The sequence below is a fragment of the Streptomyces saintjeani genome (assembly GCF_055409605.1).
In genome coordinates this window covers 6,658,656-6,674,032 of record NZ_CP189624.1, presented here as the reverse complement: position 1 = coordinate 6,674,032, position 15,377 = coordinate 6,658,656, and the positions used below count along the sequence as shown (strand labels likewise).

At 70.0% G+C, this 15,377-nt stretch carries 18 protein-coding genes; 8 read left to right on the top strand and 10 right to left on the bottom strand.

Annotated elements, in window-relative coordinates:
* Nucleotides 1–67: 67 nt before the first annotated feature.
* A complete protein-coding gene (locus ACQCO7_RS30500) occupies nucleotides 68–1,471 on the top strand; it encodes a glycosyltransferase family 39 protein (protein ID WP_464074823.1) in 1,404 nt (467 codons plus the stop codon).
* 5 nt (nucleotides 1,472–1,476) lie between these two features.
* Here ACQCO7_RS30500 and ACQCO7_RS30495 read toward each other — a convergent pair whose 3' ends face one another.
* Together ACQCO7_RS30495 and ACQCO7_RS30490 are read right to left on the bottom strand one after the other, a co-directional pair.
* The gene (locus ACQCO7_RS30495; protein WP_464074822.1) at nucleotides 1,477–2,175 is read right to left on the bottom strand and encodes an SDR family oxidoreductase; all 699 of its coding nucleotides are present in this window, start codon (nucleotides 2,173–2,175) and stop codon (nucleotides 1,477–1,479) included.
* A gap of 169 nt (nucleotides 2,176–2,344) precedes the next feature.
* The gene (locus ACQCO7_RS30490) at nucleotides 2,345–2,872 is read right to left on the bottom strand and encodes an LOG family protein (protein ID WP_464074821.1); all 528 of its coding nucleotides are present in this window, start codon (nucleotides 2,870–2,872) and stop codon (nucleotides 2,345–2,347) included.
* A gap of 52 nt (nucleotides 2,873–2,924) precedes the next feature.
* Between ACQCO7_RS30490 and ACQCO7_RS30485 the strand changes: the two genes are divergently transcribed.
* Both ACQCO7_RS30485 and ACQCO7_RS30480 read left to right on the top strand, forming a co-directional pair.
* Complete coding sequence (locus ACQCO7_RS30485; RefSeq protein ID WP_464074820.1) at nucleotides 2,925–3,248, top strand: DUF427 domain-containing protein; 324 nt, start codon at nucleotides 2,925–2,927, stop codon at nucleotides 3,246–3,248.
* A gap of 27 nt (nucleotides 3,249–3,275) precedes the next feature.
* Entirely contained in the window at nucleotides 3,276–4,223 is a 948-nt protein-coding gene (locus ACQCO7_RS30480; protein ID WP_464074819.1) for an amidohydrolase family protein, read from the top strand.
* Nucleotides 4,224–4,227: 4 nt separating this feature from the next.
* Here ACQCO7_RS30480 and mnmA read toward each other — a convergent pair whose 3' ends face one another.
* Nucleotides 4,228–5,349, bottom strand: coding sequence for a tRNA 2-thiouridine(34) synthase MnmA (gene mnmA / locus ACQCO7_RS30475; protein WP_464074818.1), 1,122 nt, complete (start codon nucleotides 5,347–5,349; stop codon nucleotides 4,228–4,230).
* A gap of 86 nt (nucleotides 5,350–5,435) precedes the next feature.
* Between mnmA and ACQCO7_RS30470 the strand changes: the two genes are divergently transcribed.
* On the top strand, nucleotides 5,436–6,110 hold the full coding sequence (locus ACQCO7_RS30470; protein ID WP_464074817.1) for an N-acetylmuramoyl-L-alanine amidase: 675 nt from the start codon (nucleotides 5,436–5,438) through the stop codon (nucleotides 6,108–6,110).
* Nucleotides 6,111–6,183: 73 nt separating this feature from the next.
* Nucleotides 6,184–7,710, top strand: a complete 1,527-nt coding sequence (locus ACQCO7_RS30465) for a multicopper oxidase family protein (RefSeq protein WP_464074816.1) — start codon at nucleotides 6,184–6,186, stop codon at nucleotides 7,708–7,710.
* A 19-nt stretch (nucleotides 7,711–7,729) separates the two neighbouring features.
* Here the strand turns inward: ACQCO7_RS30465 and ACQCO7_RS30460 are convergent, their stop codons facing one another.
* The 3 genes from ACQCO7_RS30460 to ACQCO7_RS30450 all read right to left on the bottom strand — a co-directional run bounded on the left by ACQCO7_RS30460 (nucleotide 7,730) and on the right by ACQCO7_RS30450 (nucleotide 9,442).
* Nucleotides 7,730–8,899, bottom strand: coding sequence for a cysteine desulfurase family protein (locus ACQCO7_RS30460; protein ID WP_464074815.1), 1,170 nt, complete (start codon nucleotides 8,897–8,899; stop codon nucleotides 7,730–7,732).
* Nucleotides 8,900–8,987: 88 nt separating this feature from the next.
* On the bottom strand, nucleotides 8,988–9,263 hold the full coding sequence (locus ACQCO7_RS30455; protein WP_409113971.1) for a DUF4190 domain-containing protein: 276 nt from the start codon (nucleotides 9,261–9,263) through the stop codon (nucleotides 8,988–8,990).
* Nucleotides 9,264–9,265: 2 nt separating this feature from the next.
* On the bottom strand, nucleotides 9,266–9,442 hold the full coding sequence (locus tag ACQCO7_RS30450) for a hypothetical protein (RefSeq protein ID WP_464074814.1): 177 nt from the start codon (nucleotides 9,440–9,442) through the stop codon (nucleotides 9,266–9,268).
* A gap of 127 nt (nucleotides 9,443–9,569) precedes the next feature.
* Here ACQCO7_RS30450 and ACQCO7_RS30445 point away from each other — a divergent pair, with 127 nt between their 5' ends.
* Nucleotides 9,570–10,196: a TetR family transcriptional regulator gene (locus ACQCO7_RS30445; protein WP_464074813.1), complete on the top strand. Its 627-nt coding sequence runs from the start codon at nucleotides 9,570–9,572 to the stop codon at nucleotides 10,194–10,196.
* Between the two features lie 89 nt (nucleotides 10,197–10,285).
* On the opposite strand, the gene ACQCO7_RS30440 is transcribed toward ACQCO7_RS30445, so the two are convergent.
* The gene (locus ACQCO7_RS30440; protein ID WP_464074812.1) at nucleotides 10,286–10,639 is read right to left on the bottom strand and encodes a hypothetical protein; all 354 of its coding nucleotides are present in this window, start codon (nucleotides 10,637–10,639) and stop codon (nucleotides 10,286–10,288) included.
* 141 nt (nucleotides 10,640–10,780) lie between these two features.
* Complete coding sequence (locus ACQCO7_RS30435) at nucleotides 10,781–11,764, bottom strand: helix-turn-helix transcriptional regulator (RefSeq protein WP_464074811.1); 984 nt, start codon at nucleotides 11,762–11,764, stop codon at nucleotides 10,781–10,783.
* A 90-nt stretch (nucleotides 11,765–11,854) separates the two neighbouring features.
* On the opposite strand from ACQCO7_RS30435, the gene ACQCO7_RS30430 reads away from it, so the two are divergent.
* Nucleotides 11,855–12,439 carry a TIGR03086 family metal-binding protein gene (locus ACQCO7_RS30430; RefSeq protein WP_464074810.1) on the top strand — a complete coding sequence of 195 codons (585 nt, stop codon included), beginning with the start codon at nucleotides 11,855–11,857 and terminating at the stop codon, nucleotides 12,437–12,439.
* Here ACQCO7_RS30430 and ACQCO7_RS30425 read toward each other — a convergent pair.
* Nucleotides 12,426–13,271, bottom strand: coding sequence for a thioesterase family protein (locus ACQCO7_RS30425; RefSeq protein ID WP_464074809.1), 846 nt, complete (start codon nucleotides 13,269–13,271; stop codon nucleotides 12,426–12,428). The genes ACQCO7_RS30430 and ACQCO7_RS30425 overlap by 14 nt on opposite strands.
* Nucleotides 13,272–13,435: 164 nt before the next feature.
* On the opposite strand from ACQCO7_RS30425, the gene ACQCO7_RS30420 reads away from it, so the two are divergent.
* Entirely contained in the window at nucleotides 13,436–14,713 is a 1,278-nt protein-coding gene (locus ACQCO7_RS30420; protein WP_464074808.1) for an alpha/beta hydrolase, read from the top strand.
* Here ACQCO7_RS30420 and ACQCO7_RS30415 read toward each other — a convergent pair.
* A complete protein-coding gene (locus ACQCO7_RS30415) occupies nucleotides 14,694–15,350 on the bottom strand; it encodes a trimeric intracellular cation channel family protein (RefSeq protein ID WP_464074807.1) in 657 nt (218 codons plus the stop codon). The two genes, ACQCO7_RS30420 and ACQCO7_RS30415, sit on opposite strands and share 20 nt — an antisense overlap.
* Between the last annotated feature and the right edge of the window lie 27 nt (nucleotides 15,351–15,377).

Here is a 15,377-nt window from a genome sequence, read left to right as displayed (position 1 = left end):
AACCTCGTCCGATGATCTTCGCTCTTCCTGTCCGGCCGTCGACAGCCGTTCCGGGGGGAGCCTTTTCATGCCGTGCCGTCTGCCTGTGGTGTGGGCCGTGCCGGTTCTGTGGACCTGGGCGTTCGGTCTGTGGGGGATCACCCGGCAGGACAGCGTCTGGCGCGACGAGGCGGCCACCTGGCAGGCCGCCTCGCGGTCCACCGGCGAGATCTGGCGGATGCTCGGCAACATCGACGTCGTCCACGGGCTCTACTACCTGCTGATGCACGTCCTGTTCGAGTGGTTCGGCGCGAGCGTCTTCACGCTGCGGCTGCCGTCCGTCGCGGGGATCTCCGTCGCGGCCGGGTGCGTCGCCGTCGTCGGGTGCCGGCTCGCCGACCGGTGGGTGGGGCTGGCCGCCGGCCTCGCGTTCGGGCTGCTGCCCGCCGTGCAGTTCCAGCTCCAGGAAGGGCGGTCGTACGCGCTCGTCGCGGCGGGCGCCGCCGTGGCGACGCTGCTGCTCGTCAACGGGGTGCGGGGGCGCGGGCGTTGGGTGCTGTACGGGGGTGTCGTGCTGGTCATCGGGCTGCTGAACTGGCTGTCCCTGATGATCCTCGCCGCGCATCTGGTGACGTTGCTGTGGTGCGGTGCCGGGCGGCGGGTGTGGGTGCGGTGGGGTGTCGCCGGGGCTCTCGGCGCGGTGGGCGTTCTGCCGCTGGTGCTGTTCAGCCGGTCCCAGGCCGAGCAGGTGGCGTGGATACCGCCGTTGACGTGGGGGATGTTGGTCGGGCCTGTCGTCCTGGTGGGGATCGGGTGCGTGGGGGCGTTGGCCGATCGCCCGCGCGCGGGGCGGTTGTCCGTGACGGCTGTGGGGTTGCCGTTGTTGGTCGTTCCTCAGGCCGGGTTGATCGGGTTGTCGTTGATTCGGCCGCTGTACATGGACCGGTACGTCCTGTTCAGCATGCTCGGGCTTGCGTTGTTGATCGGATCGTCCCTAGGGGCGGCGATACGGACATTTTCGAAAGCGCGGGGGGTTGTTCTCGCGGGGGTGGTCGCGGTGGCGGCGGTGGCTCTGTTGCCGTACTCCCTCGCGAAGCGGGCGCCGTCGAGTCGTATCGACGACGTCCTTGCCGTCGCCTCCGACGTACGGCGGCTGAAGGGGCCCGGGGATGCCGTGGTGTTCTTGCCGTCGGATCGGCGGGATACGCGGTCCGTGTCGCCCGACGCCTTCGCGGGGTTGCGGGACATAGCGCTGGTGCGAGGGCCTGAGGAGTCGGGGACGCTCAAGGGGGTCGAGGCGGATGCCTCGCGGATACGGGACGCCCTGTCGGTCGAGCGGCGGGTGCTGCTCGTGACCGATGCCGAAGGGGTCGCGCGGCCCGCGCGAGGGGCGCGGGACCGGGCGAAGACGGCTGTGCTGGAGCGGTACTTCCGGGTGGTCGCCGATGAGCAGGTCCGGGGGCGGCGGGTGATCGTTTTTGAACGCCTCTGACTTGATCAGCGGCCCGGGCGGACCGTCAGGTCGTTGATCTCCGCGTCCCTGGGGAGGTCGATCGCGGTCAGGATCGCCGTCGCCACGGACTCCGGGTCGATCCATTTCCTCGGGTCGTACTCCTTGCCCTCCTGCTGGTGCACCTTCGCCTGCATCGGGCTCGCGGTGCGGCCCGGGTAGACCGAGGTGACCCGTACGCCGTTGCCGTGCTCCTCGTGGCGGAGGGAGTCGGCGAGGGCCTTGAGGCCGTGCTTCGAGGCGGCGTACGCGGACCACTCCGCGTGGGCGTTCAGCCCCGCGCCGGAGTTGACGAACAGGACGTGGCCCTTCGTCGTGCGGAGTTGGGGGAGGAAGTGGCGGGTCAACTCCGCCGGGGCGATCAGGTTGACGTTCAACTGGTGACGCCAGGTCTTGGGGGTGAGGTCGCCCACGGGGCCGAGGTCCACGACGCCGGCGATGTGCAGGAGGGTGTCCACGCGGTCGGGGAGGGTCTGGTGGGAGAAGGCCCAGCTGAGCTTGTCGGGGTCGGCGAGGTCGCCCACGAGGGTCTGTGCGCCGGGGAATTGAGCGGCGAGGTCCTTCGCCCTGCCTGCGTCCCGGGCGTGGAGTACGAGGTCGTCGCCGCGTTCGTGGAGACGGCGGGCGACAGCGGCGCCGATGCCGGAACCGGCGCCGGTGATCACGTGTGTTGGCATGCGGGTCATTGTGCATGGGGGGCGGCGGGGCTGGTCCGACGAGTGCGGGCTTCGTCGTGGCTGGTCCCGCAGTTCCCCGCGCCCCTGAAAGATGTGGCTGCGGCTGTGGTCGAGTGCTGGCGACTGGTCACGTCTGCGTAGCGCCGCGCTTCTGAAAGGCGCGCGTTTCGTCCTGTGTTCAGCTCTTCAGCAAGTACGCCAGTGCCTCCGCCGGTTCCTTGGCGAAGTGCATCAGGTTCGACAGGGGGACCGGGAGGAAGCCCTCGGATTCCATGCGGCGGAATTGTTGTTCCAAGCCGTCGTAGAAGCCTGCGGTGTTGAGGAGGACCACCGGCTTTGTCGTGTGGCCGTGCTTCTTCATCTCCAGGATCTCCGTGGCCTCGTCCAGGGTGCCTGTGCCGCCGACCATGATGACCACCGCGTCGGCCTTCTCGATCAGGAGTTTCTTGCGTTCGGCCAGGTCATTCGCCACGATCATCTCGTCTACGCCGGGGCGGACCTTCGAGGCCAGGAACTCCACCGAGACTCCGCAGAGTTGGCCGCCGGACTCCTCTACACCGTCCGCCACCACCTTCATCAGACCGGCGTTGGAGCCGCCCCACACCAGGGTGTGGCCGCCCTTGCCCAGGAGCGTCGCGAACTCCCTTGCCGGGAGCGTGTAGCGGTCGTCGAGGTCTGCTGCGGAGAGGAAGACACAGATGCGCATGAGGGACACCGTACGGGGGAACAAGCGGAGGCCCGCCGGTGTTCTGTCGTGCATGGCTGAAGGACATCGCATCACCATCGAACCGTCCTCCGCGCACGTGCGTGTGGTGCACGGTGAGCTGCTACTGGCCGAGACCGAGCGGGCGTTGGTCCTGGAGGAGACGGGGTGTCCGCCCCGGTACTACATCCCCGCCGAGGACGTACGCCTCGATCTGCTGACCCCCTCCGACACCCGCACCGTCTGCCCCTTCAAGGGCACGGCCTCCTACTGGTCCCTCCCCGACGCGCCTGATCTCGCGTGGGCCTATCCCGATGCCTACGACGCCGTCGCACAGATCAAGGGACACCTCTGCTTCTACGAACCCGACGTGTCCTGACGGAGTCCTCGGTGGCACCATCGCCGGATGCGACAGCAAGGCCCCCGCCCGGAGCTTCCCCCTCACCCGCGCCGCCTTCACCGCCCTCGTGAAGTCCCTGTGACTGAAGAGGCCGAGCAGGTCCGCCGGTTCTGGCGACACCTCGGCCTCCCCGGCCTCATCGACGTGCACACCCACTTCATGCCCGACCGCGTCCTCCGCAAAGTCTGGGACTACTTCGACTCCGTCGGCCCCCGCACCGGCATGGACTGGCCCATCACCTACCGCGTCGAAGAAGCCGAACGCACCGCCCTCCTACGGGACTTCGGCGTCCGCGCCTTCACCGCGATGCTCTACCCGCACAAGCCCGGCATGGCCCGCTGGCTGAACGGGTGGGCCGCCGACTTCGCCGGGCGCACTCCCGACTGCCTGCACACCGCGACCCTTTTCCCCGAGCCCGACGTCGAGTTGTACGTCCGGGAGGCCGTCGAGGCGGGCGCGCGGGTGTTCAAGGCGCATGTGCAAGTGGGGGGTTACGACCCCGCCGACGAACTCCTCGACCCCGTATGGGGGTTGCTCGCCGAGGCCGGTGTCCCGGTCGTCATCCACTGCGGGTCGGGGCCCACACCGGGCAAGCACACCGGGCCCGAGCCGATCGAGCGGGTCCTCGCGCGACACCCCCAACTCCGGCTGATCATCGCGCACATGGGGATGCCGGAGTACGGGGAGTTCCTGGACCTGGCCGAGCGGTATCCCGAAGTGCGGCTGGACACGACGATCACGTTCACCGACTTCGCCGAGTCCTTCATGCCGTTCCCGCCGGACGCCGTCCCCCGGCTGGCCGACCTCGGCGACCGCGTCCTCCTCGGCACGGACTTCCCGAACATCCCGTACCCGTACCTGCACCAGCTCCAGTCACTGGAGGGACTGGAGCTGGGCCGGGAGTGGCTGCGGGGCGTGTGTCACGACAACGCGGCGGCGCTGTTCGGTCTCTGACCCGTCAGACCCCGGCGGTCTCACGCCGCGTCGTCGTCGCGATCGTCGCCGACCCCACGACCCGCGTCCCGTCGTACAGCACGATCGCCTGGCCCGGAGCCACACCCCGTACCGGCTCCGTGAACTCGACCTGGAGTTCCCCGGCGACCAGTTCCGCCGTGACCTCCGTCTCGCCCCCGTGCGCGCGCAGCTGGGCCGTGTAGACCGCTGCCCCCGTGGGAACCGTCCCGCACCAGCGCGGCTTGATGGCGGTGAGGGACGTCACGTCGAGGGCCTCCACCGGGCCGACCGTCACCGTGTTGTCGACCGGCGAGATGTCGAGGACGTAGCGCGGCTTGCCGTCGGCGGCCGGCGTGCCGATGCGCAGCCCCTTGCGCTGGCCGATCGTGAAGCCGTACGCGCCCTCGTGGGTGCCGAGCTTCGTGCCGGACTCGTCGACGATGTCGCCCTCGGCCTTGCCGAGACGGTTCGCGAGGAAGCCCTGTGTGTCGCCGTCGGCGATGAAGCAGATGTCGTGGGAGTCGGGCTTCTTGGCGACCGCGAGGCCACGGCGTTCGGCCTCCGCGCGGATCTCGTCCTTCGTGGTCACCGTGTCCCCCAGCGGGAACAGCGCGTGCGCGAGCTGCTTCTCGTCGAGGACGCCGAGGACGTACGACTGGTCCTTCGCCATGTCGCTCGCGCGGTGCAGCTCGCGCGTGCCGTCCTCGCCGGTCAGGACCTTCGCGTAGTGGCCCGTGCACACCGCGTCGAAGCCGAGGGCGAGGGCCTTGTCGAGCAGCGCGGCGAACTTGATCTTCTCGTTGCAGCGCAGGCAGGGGTTGGGGGTGCGGCCGGCCTCGTACTCGGCGACGAAGTCCTCGACCACGTCCTCACGGAAGCGGTCCGCGAGGTCCCAGACGTAGAACGGGATGCCGATCACGTCGGCCGCGCGGCGCGCGTCGCGGGAGTCCTCGATCGTGCAACACCCTCGCGCGCCCGTGCGGAACGATTGCGGGTTCGCGGAGAGGGCGAGGTGGACGCCGGTCACGTCGTGGCCGGCTTCGGCTGCTCGGGCAGCGGCAACAGCGGAGTCGACCCCGCCGGACATGGCGGCGAGGACTCGGAGGGGGCGCGCGGTCTCAGTCATAGCCCCTCCAGGGTACGGGGCCTCGGGAACCAGGGCTCACGGATAAGCGTTGGGGATCATGTGAGGGCAGTGCGAGAAGGGGTTCCATGGGGTCCAGGCAGCGGGAAGGCGAGCGGCGCATCGGGCGGCGGGCGCTGATCTTCGGGGGTGTGGCGGCGGCCGTGGGCGGTACGGCCGTGATCGCGCGGGACGACCTGTCGCGGCTGTGGTGGAAGCTGCCCGGGAACCAGCGGCCCCGGGTCGAGGGCGCCGTCGACTTCGCGGGCGCGCGGTGGGTGGAGGCGTCCGACGCGAACTTCCGGTGGGCCGACCGGCCCGACGACTACGACGTCGACATGATCGTCGTCCATGTCACGCAGGGCGATTTCGCCAGCGCCGTGAAGGCGTTCCAGGACCCCGGGCACCTGGCCGCCGCGCACTACATCGTCGGGCAGGACGGCCGGATCGCCCAGATGATCCGCGAGCTGGACGTCGCGTACCACGCGGGGAACCGGTCGTACAACGAGCGGAGCGTGGGCATCGAGCACGAGGGCTTCGTGGACCGGCCGGAGGACTTCACGGACGCGATGTACGCGGCTTCGGCGCGGCTCGCGGCGGGGGTGTGCGTGCGGTACGGGATTCCGGTGGACCGGAAGCACATCATCGGGCACGTGGAGGTGCCGGGGACGGACCACACGGACCCCGGGGAGCACTGGGACTGGGACCGGTACCTGCGGCTGGTCGGGGAGGCCAAGGAGGCGTTGTCGAAGGCGGAGGCGTGAGAGCGGGGCACACGTAGGCAACTCCTAACCTCACCCCAGGGCGCGCACAGACCGCTGCTCCAGGCTCCCCGCCATGACGCACTCCACGGAGCACACGGACAGTGACAAGAGTGAGCACGCGAAGGCCGGCCGGCGCTCGAAGGGCCTGCACCGGCGGAAGTTCCTCGGTGGGATGGCGGGGATCGGGTTCGGGGCGGTCGCCGGGGCCGGTACGGCGGTCGGGCTGCTCGGCGGGACCGGCGGGAACAGGGCGAGCGCCGCGACGAACACGGCGACACTGACCGTGCCGGACCTGCTGGAGGGGACGACCTCGGGGACGACGACCACGTTCACGCTGGAGGCGCGGACCGGTACGCACGACGTGCTGAGCGGCGTCTCCAGCACCAGCGCGGGCTACAACGGGAGTTACCTCGGCCCGACCATGAAGTGGACCAACGGCTCGACCGTCCTGCTGGACATCACCAACAGCCTCGGTGCCGACACCACCGTCCACTTCCACGGCGCGCACATCCCCGCCGAGATGGACGGCGGTCCGCAGAACGCGTTCGCCGACGGCACGACCTGGTCGCCGACCTTCGAGGTCAAGGACGAGGCGAAGACGCTCTGGTACCACCCGCACGCGCTCGGCACGACCGCCGAGCAGGTCGTCCGGGGGCTCGCCGGGATGATCATCGTCGAGGACGACTCGGCGGCGTCCGCCGCGCTGCCCGGCGACTACGGCGTGGACGACATCCCGATCATCCTCCAGTCGCTGGCCGCCGACAGCGGCGGTGACGTCAAGTACAACCTCACCGGGTACCTCGGCGGCAGCCTCGTCTATCCGCTGCTGTGCAACGGGGTCAACGTCGACGACACGACGCTCACGTTCACCGCGACGAAGACGCGGACCCGGTTCCGGGTGCTCAACGCCTCCCCCGCCGACATCCTCACCATCCAGCGCGGCGACGGCGGCACGCTGACTCAGATAGCCACGGATCAGGGGTACTTGGCGTCCGCCGCCGAGGTCACCTCCATCCGGCTCGTCGCCGGTGCGCGCGCCGAGTTCGTCATGGACCTCAGCGACGCCGTGACGCTCCAGACCGTCGTCACGACCGGGTGGGTGCGGGGCGGCAGCGGGACGTACGACTTCCTGACCGTCACGCCGAGCGCCTCCGACACGCCCGCCGATCTGCCGTCGGCCCTCAACTCCATCACCCGGTACGACACTTCGTCGTTCACCGCCCGCACGATCACGCTCGGGCAGAGCGGGCTGAACATGACGATCAACGGGTCCGTCGGGACGACCATGTCCGGGATGGCGATGATCAGCACGACCCTCGATGCCGAGGAGATCTGGACCGTCACCAACGCGACGCAGTTGGAGCACTCCTTCCATCTCCACGACGTGCCCTTCCAGTTGATCGAGATCAACGGGGAGAAGCCGACGGGGGTGGACCTGGGGTGGTTCGACACGTTCGAGGTGGTCGGCGGCGGGTCCATCAAGATCGCCATGAAGTTCACGGACTTCACGGACGACACGTACATGTACATGCTGCACTGCCATCTCCTCCAGCACGAGGACGAGGGGATGATGGCGGCGCTGATGGTGACGGAGAGTTAGAAAGCCGTGGGCGGTGGGGTCATGACAGTCCCGCCGCCCGCGCGCGTTCCACCGCCGGGCCGATCGCCTTGGCGACCGCGTCGATGTCGGCCTCCGTCGAGGTGTGGCCGAGGGAGAAGCGGAGGGTTCCTCGCGCCAGGTCCGGGTCCGTGCCCACCGCCAGCAGGACGTGGCTCGGCTGGGCCACACCCGCCGTACAGGCGGAGCCCGTCGAGCATTCGATGCCCTGGGCGTCCAGGAGCAGGAGCAGGGAGTCGCCCTCGCAGCCCGGGAACGTGAAGTGCGCGTTCGCGGGGAGGCGGCCGTCCGGGGACGGGTCGCCGCCGAGGATCGCGTCCGGGACCGCCGTACGGACCGACTCGACGAGGGCGTCCCTCAGTGCACCGATCTCCCTCGCGAACAACTCCCGGTGTTCCGCCGCGTGTTGACCGGCCACCGCGAACGACGCGATCGCCGGGGTGTCCAACGTGCCCGATCTGACGTGGCGTTCCTGGCCGCCGCCGTGCAGGACCGGTACGGGGGTGTACTCGCGGCCCAGCAGGAGCGCGCCGATGCCGTACGGGCCGCCGATCTTGTGGCCCGAGACCGTCATCGCGGCGAGGCCCGACTCCGCGAAGTCCAGGGGGAGCTGGCCGTACGCCTGGACCGCGTCGGCGTGCATCGGGATGCCGTACTCCGTTGCCACGGCGGCCAGTTCGCGGATCGGCATGACCGTGCCGATCTCGTTGTTCGCCCACATGATCGTGGTGAGGGCCACGTCGTCGGGGTTCCTCGCGATCGCCTCGCGGAGGGCGTCGGGGTGGACTCTTCCGTACGGGTCCACCGGGAGGTACTCGACCGTCGCGCCCTCGTGGTCCGCGAGCCAGTCGATCGCGTCCAGCACCGCGTGGTGTTCCACGGGGCTGGCCAGTACGCGGGTCCTCCGGGGGTCCGCGTCCCGCCTCGACCAGTAGAGGCCCTTCACCGCGAGGTTGTCCGCCTCGGTGCCGCCCGACGTGAAGACGACCTCGCTGGGGCGGGCGCCGAGGGACTCCGCGAGGGTTTCCCTCGCCTCCTCGACCGTACGGCGGGCTCTGCGCCCCGCCGCGTGCAGGGCGGAGGCGTTGCCGGTGACTCCCAGGTGCGCGGTCAGTGCCTCTGCCGCCTGGGGGAGCATCGGGGTGGTTGCGGCGTGGTCGAGGTAGGCCATGGTTCAGCGATTGTACGGGCCGGGGGGTGGGGGGCGGGGTGTCGGGGCTCGGGGGTGGGACTCGGGGGGCGGGTGGAGGGCGGCGCCGCTAGAAGCTCCACGAGATCGACGCGTCCGCCTGCATGAAGGCGAACAGGACCACCAGGTCCGCCATCCCCAGCGTCAGGCCCAGGAAGGCCCGGCCTCGGCGGGTTGTGCCCCGGAGCAGGGACACCGTCGCCAGGACTATCGCGATCGGGCCCAGGAACAGGTTCAGGACCAGGAGGCCCACCAGTCCCAGGATGAACGACGCCACCGCCATGCCGTCCGGGTCCCGGGGGGCGGCCGTGGCTTGAGGGGTGGGGGCTGCTGTCAGGCGGAGCATCTTCAGGCTTCCCTTCGGGGGCCGGTGGTACGGCGGCGGGTGGCTCGTTCTCGTACGGCGAAGATCGCCAGCCACGTCGCTATGACCGTCGCCGCGATCAGCGTGACGCTCAGCGGGGCGTGCGCCACCGTGCCCATGGCTACGCCGAGCAGGAGCAGCGCGGCTACCAGGAACAACATCGGGGGATCCCTTCGCGAGACTCGTTACAGATGAGTGAACAGTTGTTGTTACAGTTGTTCACTGACTTGGGAGTCTAGTCCCTGTGGCCGGCTTTGCGATTACGGAGAACAGTTGTTAACTGGAGAGATGAGTCACACCGTGGGCGTCCGCCAGGCGCAGAAGCAGAAGACGCGGCAGGCGTTTCTGGACGCCGCGTTGGAGTTGCTGGAGGAGCAGAGTCTCAGCAGCCTTGGGCTTCGCGAGGTGACCCGGGCGGTGGGGGTGGCGCCGACCGCCTTCTACCGGCACTTCCGGTCCATCCCCGACCTTGGGGTCGCCCTCGTCGAGCAGGCGCTCGGGAGTCTGCATCCGATGATCCGTACGACCGTCATCGCTACGGACGATCCTGAGCAACGGATCGCCCGGGCGCTGGAGCTGATCGACGGGCATGTGTCCGCGCACCCCGCGCATGTGCGGTTCATCGCGCGTGAGCGGCACGGTGGGGTTCAGCCGGTCCGCGAGGCCATTCGTGCCCAACTCGCCCGGTTCGCCGAGGAGGTTCGGGATGAGCTGGCGAAGGATTCCGGGGCCGAGGGGTGGAGCGCGGGGGATCTGCTGATGCTGGCCCAGTTGTATGTGGATCAGATGTTGATCGTCGCCTCGTTGTTCCTGGAGACGTTGGATGCGGCTGCCGGGGAGCGGGCGGTGGTGGTGGATCGGGTTGCTCGGCAGATGCGGTTGATCAGCATCGGGCGGTCGCACTGGAATGCGTAGTGGGGGCTGCTCGCGCCCACGCGGCGGTAGCCGCACATCGATACAGCCCCGCACCCCTAACGGCGTTGGTGCGCCCGGGGTTTACCTGCTCAGCCCTGCTGCTGTGCCTGCTGGCCCTGGGCCGCACCGCCCGGCCCGCCGCCACAACCGCCGCCCTGGCCGCCTCCGCCGGGACCGCCCTGCCCGCCGCCCGCCGCCGCGCCCGCCGTCGGCATCCCTGACGGCATCCCTGACGGCATCGCCGTCGGGCTGCCTGTCGGCCCGCCCGTCGGGGCTCCGCTCGGGCGGGCCGTTCCCGTGGGCATGCCCGTCGGTGCCTGGCACTGCCGCTGTGTGGAGTCGCCGGTGTTCGTCGACGACGAGTCGCTTGAGCCGCAGGCCGCCAGGGCCAGCGGCGACAGCGCCAGGAGGGCCACTGCGGGGACTAGACGCGCGCGCTTCATGAGAGACAACTCCAGGGGGGATGAGTGAGTTCTGAGGTTCTGGACTCAATCAACGGCGTCTGGGGCTTTGTTGGGCGTCGTCTGTGGGGCGGCTGTCCAGCGGGTCAAGCGTCTCTCAAGTTGCCCCGCTGACCTGCCCGTTCACCCCAGCTCCCCTTCCGAGCGCTGGTACAGGGCCGTGACAGAGGCGAGCGCCGCGCGTAGTTCCGCGCGGACCTCCGGCGGGGAGACGACCTCCACGAGGTCGGAGAACATGAGGAGTTGGCGGGTCGCGGGGAGTTGTTCGTAGGCGAGGCGGACGTGGACCCAGGCCGCCGATTGGTCCAACTCCTCCTGGGGGTGCGCCAGTTGCGATGCCGCGATACGGAGGAAGCGGTCCAGTCCGTCGCGGCGCACCCGGACCGTCACCTCGATGGCGGCCGGGCGTTCCTCGACCTGGCGTCTCAACACGTCCCAGACCTCGGCGAGTTCGACGCCGGGGCGGCGTTTGACCGGGACCGCGAGGTGCTTCGCCGACTGGATGCGGTCCGCGCGGAAGAGCTGGGGCCTGCTGCGGCGGTCGGCGACCAGGTACCAGACCCCGGCCTTGGACACGAGGCCGTACGGGTCGACGGTGTACGTGCGGGGGTCGGTCGTACCGCTGTGCCGGTAGCGCAGGCGCAGGCGGCGGTCCGTGAAGACCGCGTCCTGGAGGATGCCCAGGTCCACGGGTTTCACCTCGCCGTTCATCCACCAGCGCGTCGCGTCGACGAGGATGCGGCGGCTGGTGACCTCGGCGGCGGGGCGGTGCGGGGCGGGGAGCGCGGCCATCACCTTGCGCAGGGCGGAGCCCAACGCGGAGTCCAGGCCGAGGGCTTCGTGCGCGCCCTGGGCGGCGAGGACGAAGAGGGCGCGGGACTCGTCGGCGGTCAGGCCGGTGACGTCCGTACGGAAGCCTTCGAGCAGGCGGATGCCGCCGTGCCGGCCGCGCTCGGCGTACACGGGCACGCCTGCGGCCGACAGGGACTCGACGTCGCGGTAGATGGTCCGCTCGGACACCTCCAGGCGGGCGGCCAGCTCGTGCGCGGGGACCAGGCCCCGGGTCTGGAGCAGCAGGAGGATCGAGAGGAGGCGATCGGATTTCACCGGACCAGCATCGCGCAAAAGCTGACGGGAGGTGTCAGGTTTCGGTGACAGCCTCCTCGTACACAGCAGCCGTTACGGAAAGGTACGTCCATGACTGTCGACCCTCGTTCCCTGTACGCCCGAGCCACCGCGCAGATCGGGGAGTTGATCGACGCCGTGCGGGTCGAGCAGCTCGGGGCGGGGACGCCGTGTCCGGAGTTCGACGTGCGGGGGTTGCTGTCGCACGTCGTCGGGGTGATGGTGCGGGTCGCCGTGACCGGGGAGAGTGGGGACGGGCTTGCCGTGAAGGCGTTCGTGGAAGGGGTGGGGGACGACGAGTGGGGGGTGGTGTTCGAGGAGGCGCGCGTTCGAGGGGTGAAGGCGTGGGAGGACGACGCGTCGCTCACGAAGACCGTCCGGGTGCCGTGGGGGGAGGTGCCGGGGGCCGCCGCTCTGTCGGGGTATGTCATGGAACTGGCCACGCACACCTGGGACTTGAGCGAGGCCCTCGGGTGGCCCGTCGAACTCTCCGACGAGGTCGGGGAGTTCGCTCTGGACGCCGCCCTGCGGAACCTGCCCGGCCCTCAGCGGCCCGCCGGGATTCCGTTCGGGTCCGCCGTCGAGGCTCCCGAAGGGGCCGGCTTCTACGGGAAGTTGGCCGCCTGGACCGGGCGGGAGCCTCTTACGGCAGTGTGACGCGCGCGAGTTGGCGGGACTGGGCCACCAGGCGGTCCTCGCTGTCCCAGATCTCCGCGTCCTCCTCCAGGAAGCCGCCCGCGAGGTTACGGGTGGTGATGGCGACGCGGACCGGGCCCGGGGCGGGCAACGCCCTGATGTGGGCGGTGAGTTCGATCGTCGGGACCCAGCCCTTGAGGCCCAGGTCGAAGGCGGTCGGGGGGAGGGCGTCCACCGCGAGGAGGAGGGAGAGGGGGTCGGCGTCCCGGCCGTCCGCGAGGCCGAACCAGGCCCGGGACTCGCCCTTGCCGGAGGGCCGGCCCAGGGCCCAGCCGACCGTCGCGGGGTCGAGTTTGAGCATCACCCGTTCCGCTATGGGCTGCTGGTCCGCCGAGCCGGGGGCGTCGTCCGGGCCCACACAGTGGGTCAGGGGCGGGAACGCCGGGGGTTTCGCCGACGTGCGGACGTCGTCGGGGAGGCTCGCGAGGTCGCCGTAGGAGGCGAGGACGCGGATGCGTTCGACCTCGGCGCCCGTCTCGTCGTACTGGAACAGGGACGCCTGGCCCGTCGAGAGCGTGCGGCCCGTGCGGACCGTTTCCGTGCGGACCGTCGCCGGGCCGGGGCGGGAGGCGCTCAGGTAGTGGGCCGAGATCGTGAAGGGGTGGGGGTGCGGGAGCGTGTCGCCGAGGGCCCGGCCGAGGACGGCCAGGAGGTAGCCGCCGTTGAGGGCGCCGAAGATGGTCCAGCCCGCCGGGAGATCTATGTCATACGCACCGGGGGCGCGGGGAGTGAGCGTCGTCGCGCGGTCGAACTCGCTGTCTCCGACGGTGGCGGGGGCGGCTGTCTCTGACATGGGTGAACAGTACAACAGGAGATTACTAAGCAGTAGCTTTACCGGCCGGTACCCACCTGCCCCCGCAAGATCCACGGCGTACTTCGGTGAGCCTCCGGCAATTTCTCGGTAAGTGTCCGCACACGTCCGTAAACCCGGGGCCCGTGTTTTCCCTCTGTAGGGACATGAGCCTTACCGGGACCCCGTTCCTCTACACGCTGATCGCGCTGGCGGTCGTCGCCATCGTGCTCCCGCTGTTCCTGTGGACGCGGCTGGGCGGGCCGCGCGTCCTGCGGGCCGGGGTGCGCTTCCTGATGCTGCTGTTCGCGCAGGGGACCGCCGTCGCGCTGGTCTTCACCCTGGTGAACAACTCCAACAACCTGTACGACAACTGGGCCGACCTGCTCGGTACCGGGTCGCACGTCAACCAGGCCCGCGACCTCGGCGCGAGCGGCACCGGCGGGATAGCGGTGAAGAAGCTCCCGAAGGTCAAGCAGAAGTTCACCGACGCCGAGGGGCCGGGGATGCGCGCGGCCGGCGGGGTCATGCAGACCGAGCTGAAGGGGCAGGTCTCGGGCGTCACCGCCGAGGTCTACGTCTGGCTGCCGCCGCAGTACAACGACCCGTCCCTCAAGAACATCCACTTCCCCGTCGTCGAGCTGCTGCCCGGCTACCCCGGCTCCGCGAAGGCATGGTTCGGCTCCCTGCACGCCCACGAGCAGCTCGCCTCGCTCATGCGGCAGGGCAAGATCGCGCCGTTCATCCTGGTCGCGCCGCGTACGACGCTCCTCGCGGGCGTCGACACCGGGTGCGCGAACGTGCCGGGCACCGTCAACGCGGACACCTGGCTCAGCGTCGACGTACCGAAGATGGTGACCGACAACTTCCGCGCCCTGCCCGCGCCCAAGGGCTGGGCCGTCGCCGGGTACTCGGCGGGCGCCCACTGCGCGACCAAGCTGGCCATCGCCCACCCCGACCGCTACCGCGCCGCCGTCAGCCTCTCGGGGTACAACGACCCGATGGGCGAGCGCTCCTCCCTCACCGCCCAGGACCCGACCCTGCGGCACGACACCAACCCCTTCTTCATGCTCCAGAAGGCGGCCACTCCCCCGGCGGTCTCCCTCTACCAGTCCGGCCAGCCCGGCGACGGCTACGAGGCGGGCCTCGCCCTCAAGAAGGAGGCCAAGGCACCGACGGTCGTCCACGTCGTCTACATCCCGAAGAAGGTCGGCGGCCACAACATGAAGCTGTGGAAACCGCAGGTAGTACCGGCGTTCCAGTGGCTGACCACGCAGATGGGGCTGACGAACGTATCGGGCGGGGACGGCGGAGGTAGTACGGGTACTGCGGGCGGCGGGGCCGGTACTACGGGTAGCACGGAGGCCGAGGGCGGTACGGGTACGGGGTCCGGCTCCGGGACCGGGGCCGCCGGTACCAGGGGTACTACTCCTCTCGCGCAGTAGCTCTGCGGTTCCATGCCCGGGGGGCCCGCCAGTGGTAGTGGATCGCCAGGAGGCGCAGGACGAAGGCGGTGGTGGCGGCGATGCCGCTGGTCAGGGGGTTGAGGACCTCGTAGTGGATGCAGATCACCACCATCGTGGCCCCTACCATCGCCGGGACCGCGTAGAGGTCGCGGTCCCAGCGCAGGAGGGACGGGATCTCGTTCGCCAGGACGTCCCGGAGGACTCCGCCGCCCACCCCTGTGGCCAGGCCCAGGGTCGCCGACGCCGTCAGGCCCAGGCCGTGGTCGTACGCCTTCGTCGTGCCCGCCACGCAGAAGAGGCCGAGGCCCGCCGCGTCGAAGACGTTCACCGCGTTCTGGATGCGCTCCACCTCCGGGTGGAGGAAGACGACGATCAGGGCGGCGATCAACGGGGTGATGAAGTAGCCCAGGTCCGTGAACGCCGCCGGGGGGACCGCGCCGATCACCAGGTCGCGGAACAGGCCCCCGCCCAGCGCGGTCACCTCGGCGAGGACGGCGATACCGAAGACGTCGAAGTTCTTGCGGACCGCCAGCAGAGCGCCCGAGAGCGCGAAGACGAAGATGCCGGCCAGGTCCAGGGTGTGCTGGACGGAGGGGCTGAAGATTTGCTGGAGCACCCGCACATTCTTGCTTATCGCCGGATG

What these genes read in the sequence shown, in the direction of transcription:
- ACQCO7_RS30500 (WP_464074823.1), top strand. Translation starts at nt 68, where the DNA reads ATGCCGTGCCGTCTGCCTGTGGTGTGGGCCGTGCCGGTTCTGTGGACC.
- ACQCO7_RS30495 (WP_464074822.1), bottom strand. Translation starts at nt 2,175, where the DNA reads ATGACCCGCATGCCAACACACGTGATCACCGGCGCCGGTTCCGGCATC.
- ACQCO7_RS30490 (WP_464074821.1), bottom strand. Translation starts at nt 2,872, where the DNA reads ATGCGCATCTGTGTCTTCCTCTCCGCAGCAGACCTCGACGACCGCTAC.
- ACQCO7_RS30485 (WP_464074820.1), top strand. Translation starts at nt 2,925, where the DNA reads ATGGCTGAAGGACATCGCATCACCATCGAACCGTCCTCCGCGCACGTG.
- ACQCO7_RS30480 (WP_464074819.1), top strand. Translation starts at nt 3,276, where the DNA reads ATGCGACAGCAAGGCCCCCGCCCGGAGCTTCCCCCTCACCCGCGCCGC.
- mnmA (WP_464074818.1), bottom strand. Translation starts at nt 5,349, where the DNA reads ATGACTGAGACCGCGCGCCCCCTCCGAGTCCTCGCCGCCATGTCCGGC.
- ACQCO7_RS30470 (WP_464074817.1), top strand. Translation starts at nt 5,436, where the DNA reads ATGGGGTCCAGGCAGCGGGAAGGCGAGCGGCGCATCGGGCGGCGGGCG.
- ACQCO7_RS30465 (WP_464074816.1), top strand. Translation starts at nt 6,184, where the DNA reads ATGACGCACTCCACGGAGCACACGGACAGTGACAAGAGTGAGCACGCG.
- ACQCO7_RS30460 (WP_464074815.1), bottom strand. Translation starts at nt 8,899, where the DNA reads ATGGCCTACCTCGACCACGCCGCAACCACCCCGATGCTCCCCCAGGCG.
- ACQCO7_RS30455 (WP_409113971.1), bottom strand. Translation starts at nt 9,263, where the DNA reads ATGCTCCGCCTGACAGCAGCCCCCACCCCTCAAGCCACGGCCGCCCCC.
- ACQCO7_RS30450 (WP_464074814.1), bottom strand. Translation starts at nt 9,442, where the DNA reads ATGTTGTTCCTGGTAGCCGCGCTGCTCCTGCTCGGCGTAGCCATGGGC.
- ACQCO7_RS30445 (WP_464074813.1), top strand. Translation starts at nt 9,570, where the DNA reads ATGAGTCACACCGTGGGCGTCCGCCAGGCGCAGAAGCAGAAGACGCGG.
- ACQCO7_RS30440 (WP_464074812.1), bottom strand. Translation starts at nt 10,639, where the DNA reads ATGAAGCGCGCGCGTCTAGTCCCCGCAGTGGCCCTCCTGGCGCTGTCG.
- ACQCO7_RS30430 (WP_464074810.1), top strand. Translation starts at nt 11,855, where the DNA reads ATGACTGTCGACCCTCGTTCCCTGTACGCCCGAGCCACCGCGCAGATC.
- ACQCO7_RS30425 (WP_464074809.1), bottom strand. Translation starts at nt 13,271, where the DNA reads ATGTCAGAGACAGCCGCCCCCGCCACCGTCGGAGACAGCGAGTTCGAC.
- ACQCO7_RS30420 (WP_464074808.1), top strand. Translation starts at nt 13,436, where the DNA reads ATGAGCCTTACCGGGACCCCGTTCCTCTACACGCTGATCGCGCTGGCG.